Origin of the sequence: Streptomyces sp. NPDC004111, assembly GCF_042874215.1 — a bacterium.
Classification (GTDB): domain Bacteria; phylum Actinomycetota; class Actinomycetes; order Streptomycetales; family Streptomycetaceae; genus Streptomyces.
This window is the reverse complement of record NZ_JBIAMU010000007.1, coordinates 274,239-293,288: the sequence shown is the minus strand read 5'-3', so window position 1 is coordinate 293,288 and position 19,050 is coordinate 274,239. Positions and strand designations below refer to the sequence as shown.

Genomic DNA, 19,050 nt, shown 5'->3' with positions numbered 1-19,050 from the left:
GAACGCCTGCCGAAAGCGCCCCCTGTCACTCCCCGCATTCACTCCGAGCGCCTGCCCGAAGGGGTGAATCACGGGCCGGGAACGGACAGACCCTTGCTCGGGGGAGAGTGCACGGGGGAAGCGGGAGGGGAACCGTGGGACGGCCGGCGCGTCGACCGGCCGTCCCACGGTTTCGCCCGGGGGGCGCGGCGCGTCGGCCCCGCGCGCCTCCGGGCGGTGTCCGGCGTCAGCCGAAGACGGCCAGGCTCTTGGCCTTGCCGCGCTGGTCCTCGACCAGTGCGAGGAACCTGCCGTCGGGGCCGTAGACCGCGACGGGGTTGCGTTCGTGCGCGGGCATGTCGATCCGTACGCCGTTCATGATCAGACCGGCGCGCTTCTCGTCCACGTCCCAGCGCGGGAAGGCAGCCGCCGCCGCGTCCGCGATCGGCATGACGGTCAGCTCCTCCTGATGCGCGTCCAGCGTCCGCGCCGCGTCGAGCCCGTACGGGCCGACCCGGGTGCGGCGCAGTGCGGTCAGGTGGCCGCCGACGCCGAGCCCGGCGCCCAGGTCGCGGGCGAGGGCGCGGATGTAGGTGCCGGACGAGCAGACCACCGAGACCACCAGGTCCACGACGGCCGTGCCGTCCTCCGCGACGGCGGGCCGCACGTCGTACACCTGGAACGAGGAGACGGTCACCGGGCGGGCCGGGATCTCGAAGTCCTCGCCCTCCCGGGCCCGCTTGTACGAGCGCTTGCCGTCGATCTTGATGGCGCTGACCTTGGACGGCACCTGCATGATGTCGCCGGTCAGCTCGGCGACGCCCGCGTCGATGCCCTCGCGGGTCACGCCGGACGCGTCCCTCGACGTGATGATGTCGCCCTCGGCGTCGTCGGTGAGGGTGTTCTGGCCGAGCCTGATGGTGCCCAGGTACTCCTTCTCGGTCAGCGCGAGATGGCCGAGGAGCTTGGTGGCCTTCTCCACGCCGAGTACGAGCACGCCCGTCGCCATGGGGTCGAGGGTGCCCGCGTGGCCGACGCGGCGGGTCCTGGCGATCCCGCGCATCTTGGCCACGACGTCGTGCGACGTAAAACCGGACGGCTTGTCGACGATGACAAGGCCGTCCGGCGTCTTGCTCACGCTTGCGTTGCTCATGCGGTGGCGTCGTCCTCGTCGTCGTCACCGGGCTTCTTGTACGGGTCGGCGTCGCCGGCGAACTTCGCGCCGGAGGAGGTCTCGCGCACCTTGGCGTCGGAGGCCCGCGCCTTGTCGAGGAGGTTCTCGATCGTCTTGGCGTTCTCCGGGAGGGCGTCCGCCACGAAGGTGAGGGTCGGCGTGAACTTGGTGCCCGCCGCCGCCCCGACCGCGGAGCGCAGGATGCCCTTGGCGCTCTGCAGTCCGGCCGCCGCGCTGGCCCGGTCCTCGTCGTCGCCGTACACCGTGTAGAAGACCGTGGCCTCCCGCAGGTCACCGGTGACGCGGGTGTCCGTGATGGTCACGTGCGTTCCCAGGCGCGGGTCCTTGATGCCGCGCAGCAGCTTCTGGGCGACCACCTCCTGAATGAGGTCCGCCAGCTTCTTCGCCCGAGCGTTGTCGGCCACTGGTCCTTCTCCTTGTGTATTACGTTTTTCCGCTTGGTTCAGTCTTCGTCACTGTGCAGCCGCCGCCGTACCGACAGCAACTCCACTTCGGGCCGGGCGGCGACCATGCGCTCGCACCGGTCCAGTACGTCTGTGAGGTGCCCCGTGTCGCCGGCCACCACCGCGACGCCGATCTCGGCCCTGCGATGGAGGTCCTGGTCCCCCACCTCCGCCACGCTCACCGCGAACTTGCGGTGCAGCTCGGCGACGATCGGGCGGACGACGGAGCGTTTCTCCTTCAGCGACCGTACGTCGCCGAGCAGGAGGTCGAAGGACAGAGTCCCCACATACATGTGTGTCCGGATGTCCCGCCGGTTCGGGTTCATGTGCCGCTGCCACTGCTTGGCAGGGACACCAGAACCGTACACGCAACGGCCGGGGCCGCTCGACGGAAATAATCTCCGCCGAGCGGCCCCGACCACGGTGCGCATCAGGGGCGGGGCCCCGGGTGCGCGATGTCGCTGCGCGGTGATCAGCCGCGCGGCTTCTCCCGCATCTCGTACGTCGCGATGACGTCGTCGACCTTGATGTCGTTGAAGTTGCCGAGGTTGATACCGCCCTCGAAGCCTTCGCGGATCTCGGTGACGTCGTCCTTGAAGCGGCGCAGACCCTGGATGTTGAGGTCCTCGGCGATGACCTTGCCGTCGCGGACGAGGCGCGCCTTGGTGTTGCGCTTGACCTCGCCGGAGCGGATGAGGACACCCGCGATGTTGCCGAGCTTGGACGAGCGGAAGATCTCGCGGATCTCCGCGGTACCGAGCTCGACCTCCTCGTACTCCGGCTTGAGCATGCCCTTGAGCGCTGCTTCGATCTCCTCGATGGCCTGGTAGATCACCGAGTAGTAGCGGACGTCGACGCCCTCGCGCTCGGCCATCTGCTGAGCACGGCCGGCCGCACGGACGTTGAATCCGATGACGATGGCGTCGGAACCCGTCGCCAGGTCGATGTCGGACTCGGTGACCGCACCCACACCGCGGTGCAGGACGCGGATGTCGACCTCGTCGCTGACGTCGAGCGCCAGCAGCGAGGACTCCAGCGCCTCGACGGAACCGGACGCGTCACCCTTGATGATGATGTTGAGGTCCTGCACGAGACCGGCCTTGAGGGCCTCGTCCAGGTTCTCCAGGGAGAACCGGACGCCACGGCGGGCGAACGCCGCGTTCCGCTCACGGGCGGCACGCTTCTCGGCGATCTGCCGGGCCGTGCGGTCCTCCTCGACGACGAGGAAGTTGTCGCCGGCGCCGGGGACGTTGGTGAGACCCAGCACCAGGACGGGGGTCGAGGGACCCGCTTCCTGCACGTTGTTGCCGTTGTCGTCGAGCATGGCGCGCACGCGGCCGTAGGCGTCGCCCGCGACCATCGTGTCGCCGACGCGGAGGGTACCGCGCTGGACGAGGACGGTGGCGACAGCACCGCGGCCCTTGTCGAGGTGGGCCTCGATCGCGATGCCCTGCGCGTCCATCTCGGCGTTCGCCCGGAGGTCGAGCGAGGCGTCCGCGGTGAGGACGACCGCTTCGAGGAGCTCCTCGATGTGCAGGCCCTGGCGCGCGGAGATGTCGACGAACATCGTGTCGCCGCCGTACTCCTCGGCCACCAGACCGAACTCGGTGAGCTGACCGCGCACCTTGGTCGGGTCGGCGCCCTCGACGTCGATCTTGTTGACCGCGACGACGATCGGGACACCGGCGGCCTTGGCGTGGTTGAGCGCCTCGATCGTCTGCGGCATCACACCGTCGTTGGCCGCGACCACGAGGATCGCGATGTCGGTGGACTTCGCGCCACGGGCACGCATGGCGGTGAACGCCTCGTGACCGGGGGTGTCGATGAAGGTGATGGCGCGCTCTTCGCCGTTGACCTCGGTGGCGACCTGGTAGGCACCGATGTGCTGGGTGATGCCACCGGCCTCGCCCGCGACGACGTTCGTCTTGCGGATCGCGTCGAGGAGGCGGGTCTTACCGTGGTCGACGTGACCCATGACGGTCACGACCGGCGGACGGGAGACGAGCATGTCCTCGCCGCCCTCGTCCTCGCCGAACTCGATGTCGAAGGACTCCAGCAGCTCGCGGTCCTCCTCCTCCGGGCTGACGATCTCCAGGACGAAGTTCATCTCCTCGGCGAGGAGCTTGAGCGTCTCGTCGGAGACGGACTGCGTGGCAGTGACCATCTCGCCGAGGTTCATCATCACGCCGACGAGCGACGCCGGGTTGGCGTTGATCTTCTCGGCGAAGTCGGTGAGCGAGGCACCGCGCGACAGGCGGACGGTCTGTCCGTTGCCGCGAGGCAGCATCACGCCGCCCACGGACGGGGCCTGCATGGCCTCGTACTCCTGGCGCCTCTGACGCTTCGACTTGCGACCGCGGCGCGCGGGGCCGCCAGGACGGCCGAAGGCGCCCTGCGTGCCACCACGTGCGTTGGGACCACCGGGACGACCGGCGAAGCCGGGACGGCCACCGCCACCGGGACGACCGGCGAAGCCGCCGCCACCGCCACCGGGACCGGCCGGACGGCCTGCGAAGCCGCCACCGCCGCCACCGGGACGACCGGCGAAGCCGCCGCCACCGGGACGACCGCCGCCACCCGGGCGACCGCCGCCGCCACCGGGACCGCGACCGCCGCCACCGGGACCGCCGCCGGGGCGGGGACCGGCAGCCGGACGCTGCGGCATCATGCCCGGGTTCGGGCGGTTGCCGGACGGAGCGCCCGGACGCGGGGCACCGCCCTGCGGACGGGGCATGCCACCGGGGGTCGGACGACCGGCGCCGCCCTGGCCGCCCTGCGGACGCGGAGCGCCGCCGGGACCGCCCTGCGGACGCGGGGCGCCACCGGGCGCACCGGCACCGCCGGGACGGGGCGCGCCACCGGGACGGGGCGCCTGCGGGCGCGCCATGCCGGTGGAACCGCCGGAGGTGAAGGGGTTGTTGCCGGGGCGGGGACCCGAGGGACGGGCACCGCCGGGACGCGGGGCGCCCTGGCCGGCCGGACGCGCGGGACGGTCGCCGCCGCGCTCGCCGCCGCGGTTGTCGCGCTGGCCGCCCTGCTGGCCGCCGTCACGCTGGGCCGGGGCCGGACGTGCCGGACGCGGGCCGGGGGTGGCGCCGGTGGGGCGCGGGGCCTGCGGCGCCGGAGCGGCGGGCGCGGGCGCCGAGAACTCGGCCTGCGGCACCGGGGTGACCGGGGCGGGCTTGGCGGCGGGCTTGGGGCCCGGACGCGGACCGGCGGCCGGGGCCGGGGTCGCGGCGGGGGCCGTGGGCTCGCTCTTGGCGGCCTCGGCGGGGGCCGGCTTGGGGGCCGGTGCGCCGGGCTTGGGGGCGCCGGGGCGGGGAGCCGCCGGGCCGGGGGTCGCCGCGGACGGGGCCGCGGGCTTGGCAGGCGTCGCCTTGCGGGGCGCGCCGGGCTTCGCTGCGGACTTGCCGGCGTTGCCGCCGGGGCCCTGCAGTGCGTCAGTCAACTTGCGTACAACCGGCGCCTCGATCGTCGAGGACGCCGAACGGACGAATTCACCAAGTTCTTGGAGCTTGGCCATGACGACCTTGCTCTCAACACCGAACTCCTTGGCGAGCTCGTATACCCGGACCTTAGCCACTTCGCTCCTTTTAGGTCCGGGTTGAACGCCGGACCGTCGCTACTTCATGGGCGTACTCATCGCGTACTCATCGAGTGCTCATCGCAATCTCGACCTACTTCCAACTCGCGAGGTACCTGACCGCACGGGGACCCGTGCCGTTCACTTCTTCTAACCAGTGGTGCTTACGGTGTCGCCTGCTCGGCGTACCGCGCCACGTATTTCTCCAGTGACGCCGTACCGAGCGGACCCTGGCCCCGGAAGGCCCGGGGAAACGCCCGGCGGCGGACCGCCAGGTCGTAACAGGCAGAGGCGGGGTGTACGTAAGCACCCCGGCCGGGCAGCGTACCGCGAGGATCGGGGACACACTCACCCTCGATCATCACGATGCGCAGCAGATCGGTCTTGGCCGCTCGCTCCCGGCAACCCACACAGGTTCGCTCAGGGCATGCGCCGGTTTGCGTTTGGCCAGACACGACTAAGTCTACCTCCCCGCACCGACCTCACCCCTTTGGGGCAAGAATCGAAAACCTGTTGGTCCAAAAAGTGATGTGGCCCGGGTCTCAGCCGGGCTCACCTCACTGCACGCGGCACTCTCAGCCGCGGTCGTCCCGCGCGTCGCGGTCGTCCCTGCGGTACTCGCCGCGCTCCTCGCCCTCACCGATCTCCTCGGTGTCTGGCCGGATGTCGATGCGCCAGCCGGTGAGCCGGGCGGCCAGGCGGGCGTTCTGCCCCTCCTTGCCGATGGCGAGCGAGAGCTGGTAGTCAGGCACGGTCACCCGGGCCGAGCGGGTCGACATGTCGACGATCTCGACCTTGGAGACCCGGGCCGGGGACAGCGCGTTGGCCACCATCTCGGCGGGGTCGTCCGACCAGTCGACGATGTCGATCTTCTCGCCGTGCAGCTCCGCCATGACATTGCGCACACGGCTGCCCATCGGGCCGATGCAGGCGCCCTTGGGGTTGATGCCGGAGCGGGTCGAGCGGACCGCGATCTTGGTGCGGTGACCGGCCTCGCGGGCGATGGCCTCGATGACCACCGAACCGTCGGCGATCTCCGGGACCTCCAGCGCGAAGAGCTTCTTCACCAGATTGGGGTGGGTGCGCGAGAGGGTCACGGACGGACCGCGGACACCCTTGGCCACCCGTACGACGAACGTGCGAAGGCGCAGACCGTGCGTGTACTCCTCGCCGGGGACCTGCTCCTGCACCGGCAGGATGGCCTCCAGCTTGCCGATGTCGACAAGTACGTTCTTCGGGTCCTTGCCCTGCTGGACCACGCCGACGACGACATCGCCCTCGATGCCGGCGTACTCGCCGAAGGTCTGGTCGTCCTCGGCGTCGCGCAGCCGCTGGAGGATGACCTGCTTGGCGGTGCTGGCGGCGATCCGGCCGAAGTCCGAGGGGGTGTCGTCGAACTCCTTGGCCTCCTGCCCCTCCTCCAGGTCGGCCGGGTCCTCCTTCGCCCACACCGTCACGTGACCGTTCTCGCGGTCGAGCTTCACGCGGGCCCGGCGGAAACTGCCTTCGGTGCGGTGGTAGGCGATGAGGAGGGCCTGCTCGATCGCCTCGACCAGCAGGTCGAAGGAGATCTCCTTCTCCCGTACCAGACCCCGCAGGGCGCTCATGTCGATATCCACGGCTACGCCTCCTCTTCCTTCTCGTCGTTCTTGTTCTCGTTCTTGCGGTTGAACTCGACCTCGACACGGGCCTTCGCGATGTCCGCGAACTCCACCCGGCGGGCGGTGGGCCTGCGCCCCTTCACGCCCGGCACTTCGAGGTCGAGCCCCTTCTCGTCCACGTCGAGGATGCGGGCGACCAGCTCGGTGCCGTCGGCCAGCTGGAGCTTGGCGAGGCGGCCGGTGGCCCGTACGTAGTGGCGGTGCTCGGTGAGCGGGCGGTCCGCGCCCGGGGAGCTGACCTCCAGGACGTACTCCTCGTCGCCCATCGCGTCGCTCTCGTCGAGCTTCTGGGAGATGTCCCGGCTGACCTCGGCGCACGCGTCGAGCTCGACGCCCTCCTCGGAATCCACGACGATCCGCAGCATGCGGCGCCTGCCTGCCTTGGACACCTCGATGTCCTCAAGGTCCAGGCCCTTGGCGGCGACCAGCGGTTCCAGCAGTTCGCGCAGCCTGTCGCTCTGGGTGGTGCTCATCCGGGTGACTCCTCGGCCGCGTGTGCTGTTGTCTGTTTCGTCGTGTGTCAGGTCAAAGGGTATCCGGTCCGGAGGGGTGTTGCCGTCCGTCCGCCCCATGCCGCGGGTACGCTCGCCAGCGGTGATCAACCGGGGACCGAGGGAGACGGACAGTTGCGCACGCCCACCACTCGCAGACGTGCGCTGGCCTGGAGCGGGGCCGCCGCCGCGGGCCTGCTGGCCGGCTGCTCGAACAGTTCCGGCACGTCCGGTTCCGCCGGTACGCAGCGGGACACGGCCGTACGGAAGGCCGCCGTCCGGCTGCGCGAGAGCGCCACGCGGACCAGCCTGGACCTGCTCGCCCACTACGACGCGCTGCTGAAGAAGCACCCCGGCGAGGCGGAGCGGCTGCGCCCGCTGCGCGCCGAGGTGGCCCGGCAGGCGAAGGTGCTGCGGGGCGAGGGCCGGGCGGCGGTCGGCCGCCCGCCGGTGACGGTGGCCGCGGACCCGAAGGCCGCGGTGAAGGAACTGGCCGCCGCCGAGCAGCGGACCTCCGACGCGCATCTCGCGGCGCTGACCGGCGCCACCCCGGAGCTGGCCAGGCTGCTGGCCTCGGTGGCCGCAGCGGGCGCCGGGCACGTGTTCCTGCTGACCGACGGGGAGCCGAAGTGAACGTGACAGCCGTACAGGCCGCACTCGCCGCCGAGCACGCCGCCGTCTACGGGTACGGAGTGGTCGGCGGCCGGGTCGGCGCCGGACGCCGGACCGAGGCGAAGGAGGCCTGGGACGCGCACCGCTCGCGGCGGGACGCGCTGGCCAGGACGGTGCGCGACCTGGGCGGGAAGCCGGTGGCCGCTCAGCCTGCGTACGCCCTGCCGTTCGCGGTGCCCGACGCCGCGGCGGCGGCGAAACTGGCCGCCGTACTGGAGGACCGGGTGGCCGGGGTGTACTCCGACCTGGTGCGCGCGGCGGACGGGCCGCTGCGCCGCGAGGCCGCCGCGGCGCTGCGCGAGGCGGCGGTGCGGGCCGTCCGCTGGCGGGGCAGCAGCGTAGCCTTTCCTGGGCTCGCCGAACTGACCACTTCGGTACGCGAAGGCGTGTGAGCCTTACGAATCGAAGGAGAACACCCCACCTATGGCTTTCGAACCGCCGCAGCGCCTCGTCAGGGCGCTGGGCGAGGCGTACGGGGAACAGGCCGCCGGCGACTGGCTGGGGCGGCTGCCTCGGCTGGCCCAGGAGGCCCTCGCCGAGCGGGAGTTGACCTGCGAGCGGGTGCAGGCTCCGGGCGGGCGCAGCTCGCTGGTGGTGCTGGCGCGGCGCCCGGACGGCGGGCAGCGGGCACTGAAGCTGGCCCCCGGTCCGGCCCGTCCCGAACTGGAGCGGGCGGCGCTCGCGCACTGGAACGGGTGGGGTGCGGTGCAGCTCACGGACGCGGCGGGATCCCTTCCGGGCGGCGCGGGGGCCGTCCCGGGAGATCCGGCCGCGGCCGGTGACGGGGTGCTGCTGCTGGAGCGGCTGCACTGCGAGGTGTCGCTGCGCTCCCTGCCCGAGGCGAAGGCCCTGCTGGAGGCCGCGGGCGTGGTGCGCAAGCTGTGGGTGGCGCCCGCGGACGGGCACCCCTTCGAGACGGTCGAGGAGCGCACCGCCCGGCAGGCAGAGCCGATGGGCAAGGCCCCCGACGAGTTCTCCCCGCTGGTGGAGGCGGCCCTCGCCGCCCGCGCCGAGCTGATCGCCGGCGCCCCCGAACTCCTGCTCCTGCACGGCAACTTCCGGCAGGGCAAGGTGCTCGCGGGCGACCGCACCCCGTGGCTGGCGGTGGGTCCCGACCCGCTCGTCGGCGAGCGGGCGTACGACCTGGCGCGGCTGGTCCGCGACCGGATCGAGGACCAGATCGCCACCGCGGCCGGCGCCTCCGCGACCCGCCGCCGGATCAACCGGCTGGCCGACTCCCTGGACGTGGAGCGGGAGCGGCTGCACGGCTGGACGCTGTTCCGTGCGGTCGAGTCGGGGGTGCGGGCGATGGCCGCGGGGCGGCGCCAGGACGGCGAGATGCTGCTGGAGTTCGCCGGCTGGCTGTAGGCCGGCCGGGAGGGCGGCGGGCCGGGACTACGCGGCGCCCGCCGCTTCCGCGTCCGCCCCCTTCCTGCCGAACACCTCGAACAGCCGGGTCAGGCTGTCCTCCGCGTAGCCCTCGGCGACACCGCGCCGGAAGGTCTCCAGTACGGCGGCGGGCAGCGCCGGGTCCACCCCGGAGTCGCGGGTGGTGTGCACGACGTGGTCGAGGCTGGCGACGGCCATCGACATCCGCTCGACCTCGCCGGAGTGCTGCCCGGACTCGATGCGCGGGGTGTAGTAGTCGAGGAACTGGTCCATTCCGCTCAGCACTTCGGACGCGTACGGCTTGATGTCCGAGGCGGTGAGGCCGTTGGCGTGCGCCACGGCGAGGGAGTGCAGCCAGGAGGTCAGGGCGGTCCAGAAGATGTCCATCTGGAGCTGGTAGTAGAGGGCCGCCAGGCCGGGGTCCTCGCCCCGGTAGTCGGTGTTGGAGATGACCTTCAGGACGTCCTCGTGGCGCTCGAAGACCTCGCGCGGGCCGCTGTAGTAGGTGGCGAAGTCGTCGGTGCCGATGCCGGACGGGGGTGTCCGTACGCCGCCGGTGATCTGGACGGCGCCGTGCCCGGCCGCCCAGGCGGCGCCCTCGCGGGCCCGGTCCGGGGTGTCGGAGCTGAGGTTGACCAGGACGCGGCCGTCGAGGGCCGCGGTGGCGGGCTCCAGGATGGCGTACATCGCGGCGTAGTCGGTCAGGCTGAGAATGATCAACTCGTTCGCGGCGAGGGCCTGTTCGGCGCTGTCGGCGCGGACCGCGCCGCGTGCGACGAGGTCGTCGGCGCGGCTCGCGGTGCGGTTCCAGACGGTGACGCGGTGACCGGCGTCGAGGTACGCGGAGGCCATGGCGTGCCCCATCGGGCCGAGGCCGATGACGGTCACCGAGAACTGCTTGTCCTGCTGTGCACTCACAAGAATATCCCCTCTAGAACGAACGCTCTATCTAGGGATCAAGCTAGCACACCTTCTAGAGCGAACGCTCTAATTGGTTAGACTTCCGCTGTGAAGACGAAGCCAGAACAGCAGCAGCCGCACGCCGACGCCCTCGGTACGCGCGAGCGGATCGTCCGTACGGCCTCACGGCTGATGCAGCGTCAGGGCTACCAGGGCACCGGCATCAAGCAGATCGCCAAGGAGGCGGAGGCCACGCTCGGCTCCGTGTACCACTTCTTCCCGGGCGGGAAGCAGGAGTTGGGCACGGCGGCCGTGCGCCACGGCGACGAGGAGTTCGCGGACATCCTGCGCCGGACGCTGGACGCGGAGGAGGACCCGGCGACGGCCGTGCTCGTGCTGACCGGGGAGCTGGCCGAGGGGCTGCGCGATTCGGACTGGCTGGACGGCTGCCCGGTGACCTCGGCCGTGGTGGGCACCGCGCCCGACTCCCCCGGCATCCAGCAGGCCGCGGCCGAGGCGTTCGCCCGCTGGCGGGGCCTGGTGGCGGACGCCCTGGTGCGGGCGGGGTTCGCCGAGGGGGACGCCCGGGACCTGGCGTACACGGTGATCAGCGCGCTGGAGGGCGCGGAGATGGCGGCGCAGGTGGGGCGGAGTGTGGAGCCGCTGGAGACGGTGGGCCGCCACTTGGCCCACTTGCTCCGCACCTACCGCTAGCGCGGGGCGGGGCTCCGGCGGGCGGGGCCTTCCAGGGTGCCGCGGGGCCGTACCCACGGGGCCGCCCGACGCGCGCCCTTCAGGGCCGCAGGACTGTGTCACTGTGCGACTACCGCCACGCGGGCACGAGCGTGACGTGCCCCCTCAGGGGCGCGGGACTGTATCACTGTGCGGCTACCGCCGCGCGGGCGCGATCAACCTCCCCCGTCCGGTGCAGGAGTGCCCCTTCAGGGGCGCGGGGAACTGCGCGAGCAACCACACTCCACCCGCACACCCCCACCCACCCCTGGAGGGCCCGCCACCCGGGGTCCGGGGCGGAGCTCCGGCTTCGGGAAGGGGCGGGGTGGGGTGAAGCCCCGCGCAGCGGGCCACTCCGGTACGGAGCAGCGGGCCGGGGCCGGGCGGGACCGAGGGGGTGCGGCTCCGCCGGGGGCCGCACCCTTGCCCGCCCGTTCCGCCCCCGGGGGGCGGCCCCGCCGCCCAAGCGGGCGGGGGCGGGGGTGGGAAAGGGCCCGGCCCGGCGCCCAAGGGGGGGTCGGTGCCCGGCCCCGGCGCACAACGCGGTGGGGCCGGGCGCGTCCGGGGAGGGGGTTAGGCGGGGGTGGTGAGGTGGGTGATGGCTTCGGCCACCGTCAGCTCCTGCCGCTCCCCCGTACGACGGTCCTTCAGCTCCAGGACACCCTCCCCCGCACGCCGCCCCGCGACCAGGATCTTCGGGCAGCCGATCAGCTCGGAGTCGGTGAACTTCACGCCCGGCGAGACGCCCGGACGCTCGTCGACCAGGACGCGCAGCCCCGCCTCGCCCAGCTTCTCGGCGACCTCGACGGCCAGCTCCGTCTGGAGCGCCTTGCCCGCCGCGACGACGTGCACGTCGGCCGGGGCGATCTCGGGCGTCCAGCACAGGCCCTTGTCGTCGGCGGACTGCTCGGCGAGGGCGGCGACGGCGCGCGAGACGCCGATGCCGTACGAGCCCATGGTGACCCGGACCGGCTTGCCGTTCTGGCCGAGGACGTCCAGCGAGAAGGTGTCCGCGTACTTGCGGCCGAGCTGGAAGATGTGGCCGATCTCGATGGCGCGGTCCAGCTTGAGGCCGGTGCCGCACTTGGGGCACGGGTCGCCCTCTTCGACGACGACCACGTCGAGGTAGTCGTCGACCTCGAAGTCACGGCCGGCGACGACGTTCTTCGCGTGGGTGTCGGCCTTGTTGGCGCCGGTGATCCAGGCGGTGCCGGGGGCGACCCGCGGGTCGGCGATGTAGCGGACCTTGGCCAGGCCCTGCGGGCCGACGTAGCCCCGTACGAGGTCGTCGCGGCCCTCGAAGTCCTCGGCGGTGACCAGCTCGACGACGGCGGGGGCGAGGTGCTCGCCGAGCTTGCCGAGGTCGACCTCGCGGTCGCCCGGGACGCCCACGGCGACGATCTCGCCGTCGACCTTCACCAGGAGGTTCTTCAGGGTGGCCGAGGCCTCGACGCCGAGCTGGGCGGCGAGGGTCTCGATGGTGGGGGTGTCGGGGGTGGCGATGTCCTCGGCGGCCGGGTGCCCGGCGCCCTCGACGGCCTTCAGCGCGAAGGTGACGGCCTCGGTGTTCGCGGCGTAGTCGCAGCTCGGGCAGTCGGCGAAGGTGTCCTCGCCGGCGGCGGCCGGGGCGAGGAACTCCTCGGAGGCCGAGCCGCCCATGGCGCCGGAGACCGCGGACACGATGCGGTGGTCCAGGCCGAGGCGGTTGAAGATCTTGATGTACGCCTCGCGGTGCAGGCGGTACGACTCGGCGAGGCCCTCGTCGGTGGTGTCGAAGGAGTACGAGTCCTTCATCTGGAACTCGCGCCCGCGCAGCACGCCGGACCGGGGGCGGGCCTCGTCGCGGTACTTCGTCTGGATCTGGTACAGCATCACCGGCAGGTCCTTGTAGGACGTGCACTGGTCCTTGACCGTCTGGGTGAAGATCTCCTCGTGGGTGGGGCCCAGGAGGTAGTCGGCGCCCTTGCGGTCCTTGAGGCGGAAGAGCAGGTCGCCGTACTCCTCCCAGCGGCCGGACGCCTCGTAGGGCTCCTTGGGCAGGAGGGCCGGGAGGAGGACCTCCTGGGCGCCGATGGCGTCCATCTCCTCGCGCACGACGCGCGAGATGTTGTCGAGGACCTTCTTGCCGAGCGGCAGCCAGGTCCAGATGCCCGCGGCGTTGCGACGTACGTAACCGGCGCGCACCAGCAGCTTGTGGCTGAGGGTCTCGGCGTCCGCCGGGTCGTCGCGCAATGTCTTGACCATCAAACGGGACATGCGCTGGACCTGGGCCATGGTGAACTCCTGCTCGGAAGGGTGATGTCAGGAGGTTAGCCGGGGGGTGGGGGCGGGTGGAAATCGGTTAGTGCCCGGCCGGCCGATCCGTCGGGCGGACCCCGGGCGGCCGGCCGGCGCGGTGGCCGGCCGGGCGGGCGGGCCTCAGGCGGCCGGCGGGCGCAGCAGCGGCAGGGGGGCGCCCATGACCGCGTACGGGCGCGGGGCGCTCGGGAAGTGCACCTGGCCGGCCAGGTCCGCGTAGCCGAGGGAACGGTAGAGCGCCCGTGCGGGGCTCTCGATGTCGATGGCGGAGAGGATCGAGCGGGGTTCGGCGGCGGTGTCCGTGATGCTGGTGATCAGTGTGCGGCCGATGCCCCGGGCCTGGAAGTCGGGGTGCACATGGAGTTCGGTGATCACGAAGGAGTGGTCGAGCCAGGCGTCGAGTCCGCTGTGGCGCAGATACGGCTCGACGATGGTGGACCACCAGTGGGTGCGGTCGTTGGGCATGCCGTAGACGAAGCCGACGAGGCGTCCGTCGGGGGTGGTGGCGCCGAGTGCGCGGGCGCCGGGCGAGGTCATGTGGCGCAGCACGATGTGGCGTCGTACGCCGACCTCGTCCGGGCCGAGGCCGAAGGCGAGGGCCTGCACGGCGAGCGCCTCGTCCACGCGTGCGGCGAGGTCGAGCGGGCCGATCACTGCGGCGTCGTCCGTACGGGGCTTCATGGGCGAACACTAACCGGCTCCGGGGTGCCGGGGGACGCCGGAATCCGGCGCGGTGGCCGGGGTTCGCGGTGGGCCGGGCCGTCGGGGCGCGCTAGAAGAGCACGCTCATGAAGGCGCCGACCTCCTGGAACCCGACGCGCCGGTACGAGGCCCTGGCCGGGGCGTTGAAGTCGTTGACGTAGAGGCTGACGACGGGGGCGACGTCGGCGAGGGCGTAGCGCAGGACGGCGGCCATGCCGGTGACGGACAGGCCCTTGCCCCGGTGTTCGGGGGCGACCCAGACGCCCTGGATCTGGCAGGCGGTGGCGGTGGCCGCGCCGATCTCGGCCTTGAAGACGACCTTGCCGTCCTCGATACGGGCGAAGGAGCGGCCGGCGCCGACGAGTTCGGCCACCCGTGCCTGGTAGAGCAGTCCGCCGTCGCCCGCCATCGGCGAGACGCCGACCTCCTCGGTGAACATGGCCACGCACGCGGGCATGATCGTTTCCATCTCGTTCTTGCGGATGCGCCGTACGAGCGGGTCGGGGGTGATGTCGTCGGGCATCCGCTCGGCGACCATCAGGGGCTGGTGGGCGCGGACCTCGCGGGCGGGGCCCCAGCTCGGTTCGAGCAGCCGCCACAGCTGGGCGGTGGGTTCGGCGGGGCCGACGATGGAGGAGCAGCGGCGGCCGGTGCGGCGGGCCCGTTCGGCGAAGCCGCGGACGGCTTCGGGGGTGGCGCAGATGGGGACGAGGTTGGCGCCGGAGTAGCAGAGGCTGCGCAGGGTGCCGCCCTCGTACCAGCCCCACATCTCGCCGCCCAGGCGCCAGGGGTCGAGTCCGGCGACCTGGACCCGGGAGGTGACGAAGGCGTTGTTGACGGGCTCGCTCTCCAGCAGGGCGAGCGCCTCGCCCAGCTCGCCGGGTGCGAGGACGCGGGTGGTGGTCGTCGTCAACACGTGGAGGGCCTCACCGGTACGGTTCGCTGATCTCCGCACTGTACCCGTCGCGTTCGAAACCACCCAGCCGGACCGAAAAGCCGTGCTCCCGGGCGGGACGGCCGGGGCGGGCGACGGCGCCCGGAGCCGCTCGGTACACGGACAAGACCGTGCCCCGCGTTCCTCGGGGAGCGCGGGGCACGGGCCGGGGCGGGCGGGGCCCGCCGGGGGCTACTTGCCGATGGCGACCGTCGGCTCGCCGGAGGCGACGCCGTCCTTCTCCATCTGCTCGGCGATCTTCATCGCCTCTTCGATCAGGGTCTCGACGATCTTCGACTCAGGGACGGTCTTGATGACCTCGCCCTTGACGAAGATCTGGCCCTTGCCGTTGCCGGAGGCGACGCCGAGGTCGGCCTCGCGGGCCTCGCCGGGGCCGTTGACGACGCAGCCCATGACGGCGACGCGCAGCGGCACCTCCATGCCTTCGAGGCCTGCGGTGACTTCCTCGGCGAGCTTGTAGACATCGACCTGGGCACGGCCGCAGGACGGGCAGGAGACGATCTCCAGGCGGCGCGGCTTGAGGTTGAGGGACTCCAGGATCTGGATGCCGACCTTGATCTCCTCGACGGGCGGGGCCGAGAGGGAGACGCGGATGGTGTCGCCGATGCCCTCGGAGAGCAGGGCGCCGAAGGCGACGGCCGACTTGATGGTGCCCTGGAAGGCGGGGCCGGCCTCGGTGACGCCGAGGTGCAGCGGGTAGTCGCACTGGGCGGCGAGCTGGCGGTAGGCGTTGACCATCACGACCGGGTCGTTGTGCTTGACCGAGATCTTGATGTCGCCGAAGCCGTGCTCCTCGAAGAGGGAGGCCTCCCAGAGGGCGGACTCGACGAGTGCCTCGGGGGTGGCCTTGCCGTACTTCTTCAGCAGGCGGGCGTCCAGCGAGCCGGCGTTGACGCCGATGCGGATCGGGGTGCCCGTGTCGCGCGCGGCGTGCGCGATCTCCTTGACCTTGTCGTCGAACTGCTTGATGTTGCCCGGGTTGACGCGGACGGCCGCGCAGCCGGCGTCGATCGCGGCGAACACGTACTTCGGCTGGAAGTGGATGTCGGCGATGACCGGGATCTGCGACTTCTTGGCGATCGTGGCCAGCGCGTCGGCGTCGTCCTGGGTCGGGCAGGCGACCCGGACGATCTGGCAGCCGGACGCGGTGAGCTCGGCGATCTGCTGGAGCGTGGCGCCGATGTCGGACGTGCGCGTGGTCGTCATCGACTGCACCGAGACGGGGGCGTCCCCGCCGACGGCAACGGTGCCGACCTGGATCTTGCGGCTGATCCTCCGGTCGGCGAGCTTCGTCGGAACGGACGGCATTCCGAGAGAAATTGCAGTCATCTGCTGTGCAACCCCAAGTGTGGATCTAGATGTGCCGAGATCGGCGGCCTCCGGACTTCGAGCGTACGGCACCTCGAAAGTCCGGAGTACACCACGTCGACAAATCCACTCAATGGTGGTCCGAAGTTGTGACGAAGGCGTCAGGAGATGCGAACGGGGTTCACCACGTCCGCGATCAGCACCAGCACCGTGAAGCAGATGAAGATGCCCGCGACGACGTACGCGACCGGCATCAGCTTGGCGACGTCGAAGGGGCCGGGGTCGGGCTTGCGGAAGACCTTGGCGATGCCCCGCCGCAGCGACTCCCACAGGGCGCCCGCGATGTGCCCGCCGTCGAGCGGGAGCAGCGGGAGCATGTTGAACAGGAACAGCGACAGGTTGAACCCGGCGACCAGGAAGAGCACCATCGCGACGGTGTTCTCCATGGGCAGCCCCATGCCGAGGATCTCGCCGCTGACGCGGGCCGCGCCGACCACGCCCATGGGTGAGTCCGCCTTGCGCTCCTCGCCGTTGAACGCGGCGTTCCACAGGTCGGGGACCTTGGAGGGGAGCGCGATCAGGGAGTCCACACCGGACTGGATCATGGTGCCCATCTGGTCGATGGACTCGGTGAAGGACAGCGGGGTGGTGGCGGAGGCGGGGCCGAAGCCGAGGTAGCCGGCGTCGACGTAGGCGTCCTTGACGACGTTGCCGTCGGCGTCCTTCTTCAGGACCTTGTTGGTCAGCACCTTGGTGGTGAGGACCTTCTGCTCGCCGCCGCGCTCGACGGTGATGCTGACCTCGCCGCGGGAGGCGCGGATGCGGTCGGAGAGGGCGGCCCAGTCGGCGACCGGCTCCCCCTGGTAGGCGACGACCTTGTCGCCCTTCTGCAGGCCCGCGGCCTTGGCCGGGGAGGCGGGGTCGGTGGACCGGCAGGCGTCGCGGTTCTCGCTCTGCGAGATCACGCAGGGGACGACCGAGTCGACCGTGGTGGTGGCCTTGTTCAGCCCGATGAACATGAACACGCCGAGGAACATCACGACCGCGATGATCAGGTTCATGGCCGGTCCGGCGAACATCACCACGACGCGCTTCCAGGGCTTGCGCGTGTAGAGGAGCCGGTGCTCGTCACCCGGCTGGAGCTCCTCGTACGAGGCGGCGCGGGCGTCCTCGATCATGCCGCGCCACGGCGAGGTGGAGCGGGCCTCGATGCGGCCGTCCTTGCCGGGCGGGAACATGCCGATCATGCGGATGTAGCCGCCGAGCGGGATGGCCTTGATGCCGTACTCGGTCTCGCCCCTGGTCCTCGACCAGATGGTGGGGCCGAAGCCGACCATGTACTGGGGCACCCGGACGCCGAAGCGCTTGGCGAAGGTGAGGTGGCCCAGCTCGTGCAGGGCGATGGAGAGGAGCAGCCCACCGAAGAAAATGACTATCCCGAGGACCGTCAACAGGATGGTCGTCATGCGCGGGCCTCCGCCGATGTGTGCCGTGCCGTGGTCTGCGGCACCGCTGCCAGTTCTCGGGCGCGGGTGCGCGCCCAGTTCTCTGCCTCCAGGACGTCCGCGACCGTGAGCCGGGTTCCCCCGCGGGGGGTTCCGTGCTCGGCCACGACCTCGGCGACCGTATCCACGATTCCTGTGAAGGGCAGCCGTCCCGCGAGGAACGCGTCGACGCATTCCTCGTTCGCGGCATTGAACACCGCCGGGGCCGTGCCCGCGAGTTCCCCGACGTGACGGGCGAGTCCGACCGACGGGAAGGCCTCGGTGTCGAGCGGGAAGAACTCCCAGGTGGAGGCCTTGGTCCAGTCGAAGGCCGGGGCGGCGTCCGGAACCCGTTCGGGCCAGCCGATGCCGAGGGCGATCGGGCCGCGCATGTCGGGCGGGGTGGCCTGGGCGAGCGTGGAGCCGTCGACGAATTCCACCATCGAGTGGACGTAGGACTGCGGGTGGACGACGACCTCGATGCGCTCGAAGGGGATGTCGTACAGGAGGTGCGCCTCGATCACCTCCAGGCCCTTGTTGACCAGGGTCGCCGAGTTGACGGTGATGACCGGGCCCATCGCCCAGGTCGGGTGGGCCAGCGCGTCCTCGCGGGTGACGTCCGCCAGCTCGGCCCGCGTACGGCCGCGGAACGGGCCGCCGGACGCCGTGACGACCAGCTTGCGCACCTCGCTGCGCCTGCCTCCGGCCAGCCCCTGGAAGAGCGCGGCGTGCTCGGAGTCGACCGGGATGATCTGGCCCGGCTTGGCGAGGGCCTTCACCAGGGGGCCGCCGACGATCAGCGACTCCTTGTTGGCCAGCGCGAGGGTACGGCCCGCTTCGAGGGCGGCGAGGGTGGGAGCGAGACCGATGGAGCCCGTGATGCCGTTGAGGACGGTGTGGCAGTCGGAGGCGGCGAGGTGGGTGGCGGCCTCGGGGCCGGCCAGGATCTCGGGGAGCGGCTCGCTGCCGTACCGGGTCCGCAGCGCCTCGCGCAGGGGGCCCGCGGCTTCCTCGCGGGCGACCGCGACCTGACGTACCCGCAGCTGGTGGGCCTGGTCGGCGAGCAGTTCGACCTGGGACCCGGCGGCGGAGAGCGCGGTGATCCGGAAACGGTCGGGGTTGCGCAGGACCAGGTCGATGGCCTGGGTGCCGATGGAGCCGGTGGAGCCGAGGACGACGATGTCGCGCGGCCCCTCGGTGACGGCGCCGTAGCGCAGGTGCGGGTCGGCGAGCGGGGCAGGGCTTTCGGTCATCCCCC

At 71.6% G+C, this 19,050-nt stretch carries 18 protein-coding genes; 4 read left to right on the top strand and 14 right to left on the bottom strand.

The genetic code is table 11. The annotated features are described in order from the left end of the window. Positions 1-226: 226 nt before the first annotated feature. From truB to rimP, 7 genes are all read right to left on the bottom strand, one after another. Positions 227-1,132 carry a tRNA pseudouridine(55) synthase TruB gene (truB, locus tag ACFYVL_RS16835; RefSeq protein WP_389245292.1) on the bottom strand — a complete coding sequence of 302 codons (906 nt, stop codon included), beginning with the start codon at positions 1,130-1,132 and terminating at the stop codon, positions 227-229. Next, positions 1,129-1,578, bottom strand: a complete 450-nt coding sequence (rbfA, locus tag ACFYVL_RS16830) for a 30S ribosome-binding factor RbfA (protein WP_389245290.1) — start codon at positions 1,576-1,578, stop codon at positions 1,129-1,131. Before rbfA ends, truB begins: the two co-directional genes overlap by 4 nt. 38 nt (positions 1,579-1,616) lie before the next feature. After that, entirely contained in the window at positions 1,617-1,910 is a 294-nt protein-coding gene (locus ACFYVL_RS16825) for a DUF503 domain-containing protein (RefSeq protein WP_189825910.1), read from the bottom strand. A gap of 179 nt (positions 1,911-2,089) precedes the next feature. Next, entirely contained in the window at positions 2,090-5,200 is a 3,111-nt protein-coding gene (infB, locus tag ACFYVL_RS16820) for a translation initiation factor IF-2 (protein WP_389245287.1), read from the bottom strand. Between the two features lie 164 nt (positions 5,201-5,364). After that, positions 5,365-5,655 carry a YlxR family protein gene (locus ACFYVL_RS16815; RefSeq protein ID WP_389245285.1) on the bottom strand — a complete coding sequence of 97 codons (291 nt, stop codon included), beginning with the start codon at positions 5,653-5,655 and terminating at the stop codon, positions 5,365-5,367. Between the two features lie 120 nt (positions 5,656-5,775). Beyond that, a complete protein-coding gene (gene nusA, locus ACFYVL_RS16810) occupies positions 5,776-6,819 on the bottom strand; it encodes a transcription termination factor NusA (protein WP_389245283.1) in 1,044 nt (347 codons plus the stop codon). A 2-nt stretch (positions 6,820-6,821) separates the two neighbouring features. Beyond that, positions 6,822-7,334, bottom strand: a complete 513-nt coding sequence (rimP, locus tag ACFYVL_RS16805) for a ribosome maturation factor RimP (RefSeq protein WP_389245281.1) — start codon at positions 7,332-7,334, stop codon at positions 6,822-6,824. Positions 7,335-7,487: 153 nt separating this feature from the next. On the opposite strand from rimP, the gene ACFYVL_RS16800 reads away from it, so the two are divergent. The 3 genes from ACFYVL_RS16800 to ACFYVL_RS16790 are packed head-to-tail and all read left to right on the top strand — an operon-like array spanning position 7,488 to position 9,392. Then, positions 7,488-7,985, top strand: a complete 498-nt coding sequence (locus tag ACFYVL_RS16800; RefSeq protein WP_389245280.1) for a hypothetical protein — start codon at positions 7,488-7,490, stop codon at positions 7,983-7,985. Next, entirely contained in the window at positions 7,982-8,416 is a 435-nt protein-coding gene (locus ACFYVL_RS16795; protein WP_389245278.1) for a DUF4439 domain-containing protein, read from the top strand. The genes ACFYVL_RS16800 and ACFYVL_RS16795 overlap by 4 nt, the downstream gene beginning before the upstream one ends. Positions 8,417-8,447: 31 nt before the next feature. Then, complete coding sequence (locus ACFYVL_RS16790; RefSeq protein ID WP_389245276.1) at positions 8,448-9,392, top strand: aminoglycoside phosphotransferase family protein; 945 nt, start codon at positions 8,448-8,450, stop codon at positions 9,390-9,392. A 27-nt stretch (positions 9,393-9,419) separates the two neighbouring features. Here ACFYVL_RS16790 and ACFYVL_RS16785 read toward each other — a convergent pair whose 3' ends face one another. After that, positions 9,420-10,331, bottom strand: coding sequence for an NAD(P)-dependent oxidoreductase (locus ACFYVL_RS16785; RefSeq protein WP_389245274.1), 912 nt, complete (start codon positions 10,329-10,331; stop codon positions 9,420-9,422). A 90-nt stretch (positions 10,332-10,421) separates the two neighbouring features. Between ACFYVL_RS16785 and ACFYVL_RS16780 the strand changes: the two genes are divergently transcribed. Then, the gene (locus ACFYVL_RS16780) at positions 10,422-11,027 is read left to right on the top strand and encodes a TetR/AcrR family transcriptional regulator (protein ID WP_389245272.1); all 606 of its coding nucleotides are present in this window, start codon (positions 10,422-10,424) and stop codon (positions 11,025-11,027) included. A gap of 591 nt (positions 11,028-11,618) precedes the next feature. Here ACFYVL_RS16780 and ACFYVL_RS16775 read toward each other — a convergent pair. From ACFYVL_RS16775 to dxr, 6 genes are all read right to left on the bottom strand, one after another. Next, positions 11,619-13,319, bottom strand: coding sequence for a proline--tRNA ligase (locus tag ACFYVL_RS16775; protein ID WP_389245270.1), 1,701 nt, complete (start codon positions 13,317-13,319; stop codon positions 11,619-11,621). 144 nt (positions 13,320-13,463) lie between these two features. Beyond that, positions 13,464-14,024: a GNAT family N-acetyltransferase gene (locus tag ACFYVL_RS16770; protein ID WP_389245268.1), complete on the bottom strand. Its 561-nt coding sequence runs from the start codon at positions 14,022-14,024 to the stop codon at positions 13,464-13,466. A gap of 91 nt (positions 14,025-14,115) precedes the next feature. Then, the gene (locus tag ACFYVL_RS16765) at positions 14,116-14,958 is read right to left on the bottom strand and encodes a GNAT family N-acetyltransferase (RefSeq protein ID WP_389245406.1); all 843 of its coding nucleotides are present in this window, start codon (positions 14,956-14,958) and stop codon (positions 14,116-14,118) included. 213 nt (positions 14,959-15,171) lie between these two features. Beyond that, positions 15,172-16,329 (bottom strand): flavodoxin-dependent (E)-4-hydroxy-3-methylbut-2-enyl-diphosphate synthase, encoded by a 1,158-nt coding sequence (gene ispG, locus ACFYVL_RS16760; protein ID WP_389245266.1) that lies wholly within the window; start codon positions 16,327-16,329, stop codon positions 15,172-15,174. Between the two features lie 140 nt (positions 16,330-16,469). After that, positions 16,470-17,774, bottom strand: coding sequence for a M50 family metallopeptidase (locus tag ACFYVL_RS16755; protein ID WP_389245264.1), 1,305 nt, complete (start codon positions 17,772-17,774; stop codon positions 16,470-16,472). Then, positions 17,771-19,045, bottom strand: coding sequence for a 1-deoxy-D-xylulose-5-phosphate reductoisomerase (gene dxr / locus ACFYVL_RS16750; protein WP_389245262.1), 1,275 nt, complete (start codon positions 19,043-19,045; stop codon positions 17,771-17,773). Before dxr ends, ACFYVL_RS16755 begins: the two co-directional genes overlap by 4 nt. Positions 19,046-19,050: the final 5 nt, after the last annotated feature.

Excerpts from the sequence above, each read along its gene's own strand:
- ACFYVL_RS16790 (WP_389245276.1), top strand. The coding sequence starts at position 8,448 with ATGGCTTTCGAACCGCCGCAGCGCCTCGTCAGGGCGCTGGGCGAGGCG.
- ACFYVL_RS16755 (WP_389245264.1), bottom strand. The coding sequence starts at position 17,774 with ATGACGACCATCCTGTTGACGGTCCTCGGGATAGTCATTTTCTTCGGT.
- ACFYVL_RS16770 (WP_389245268.1), bottom strand. The coding sequence starts at position 14,024 with ATGAAGCCCCGTACGGACGACGCCGCAGTGATCGGCCCGCTCGACCTC.
- rimP (WP_389245281.1), bottom strand. The coding sequence starts at position 7,334 with ATGAGCACCACCCAGAGCGACAGGCTGCGCGAACTGCTGGAACCGCTG.
- dxr (WP_389245262.1), bottom strand. The coding sequence starts at position 19,045 with ATGACCGAAAGCCCTGCCCCGCTCGCCGACCCGCACCTGCGCTACGGC.
- ACFYVL_RS16775 (WP_389245270.1), bottom strand. The coding sequence starts at position 13,319 with ATGGCCCAGGTCCAGCGCATGTCCCGTTTGATGGTCAAGACATTGCGC.
- ACFYVL_RS16825 (WP_189825910.1), bottom strand. The coding sequence starts at position 1,910 with ATGTATGTGGGGACTCTGTCCTTCGACCTCCTGCTCGGCGACGTACGG.
- ispG (WP_389245266.1), bottom strand. The coding sequence starts at position 16,329 with ATGACTGCAATTTCTCTCGGAATGCCGTCCGTTCCGACGAAGCTCGCC.
- truB (WP_389245292.1), bottom strand. The coding sequence starts at position 1,132 with ATGAGCAACGCAAGCGTGAGCAAGACGCCGGACGGCCTTGTCATCGTC.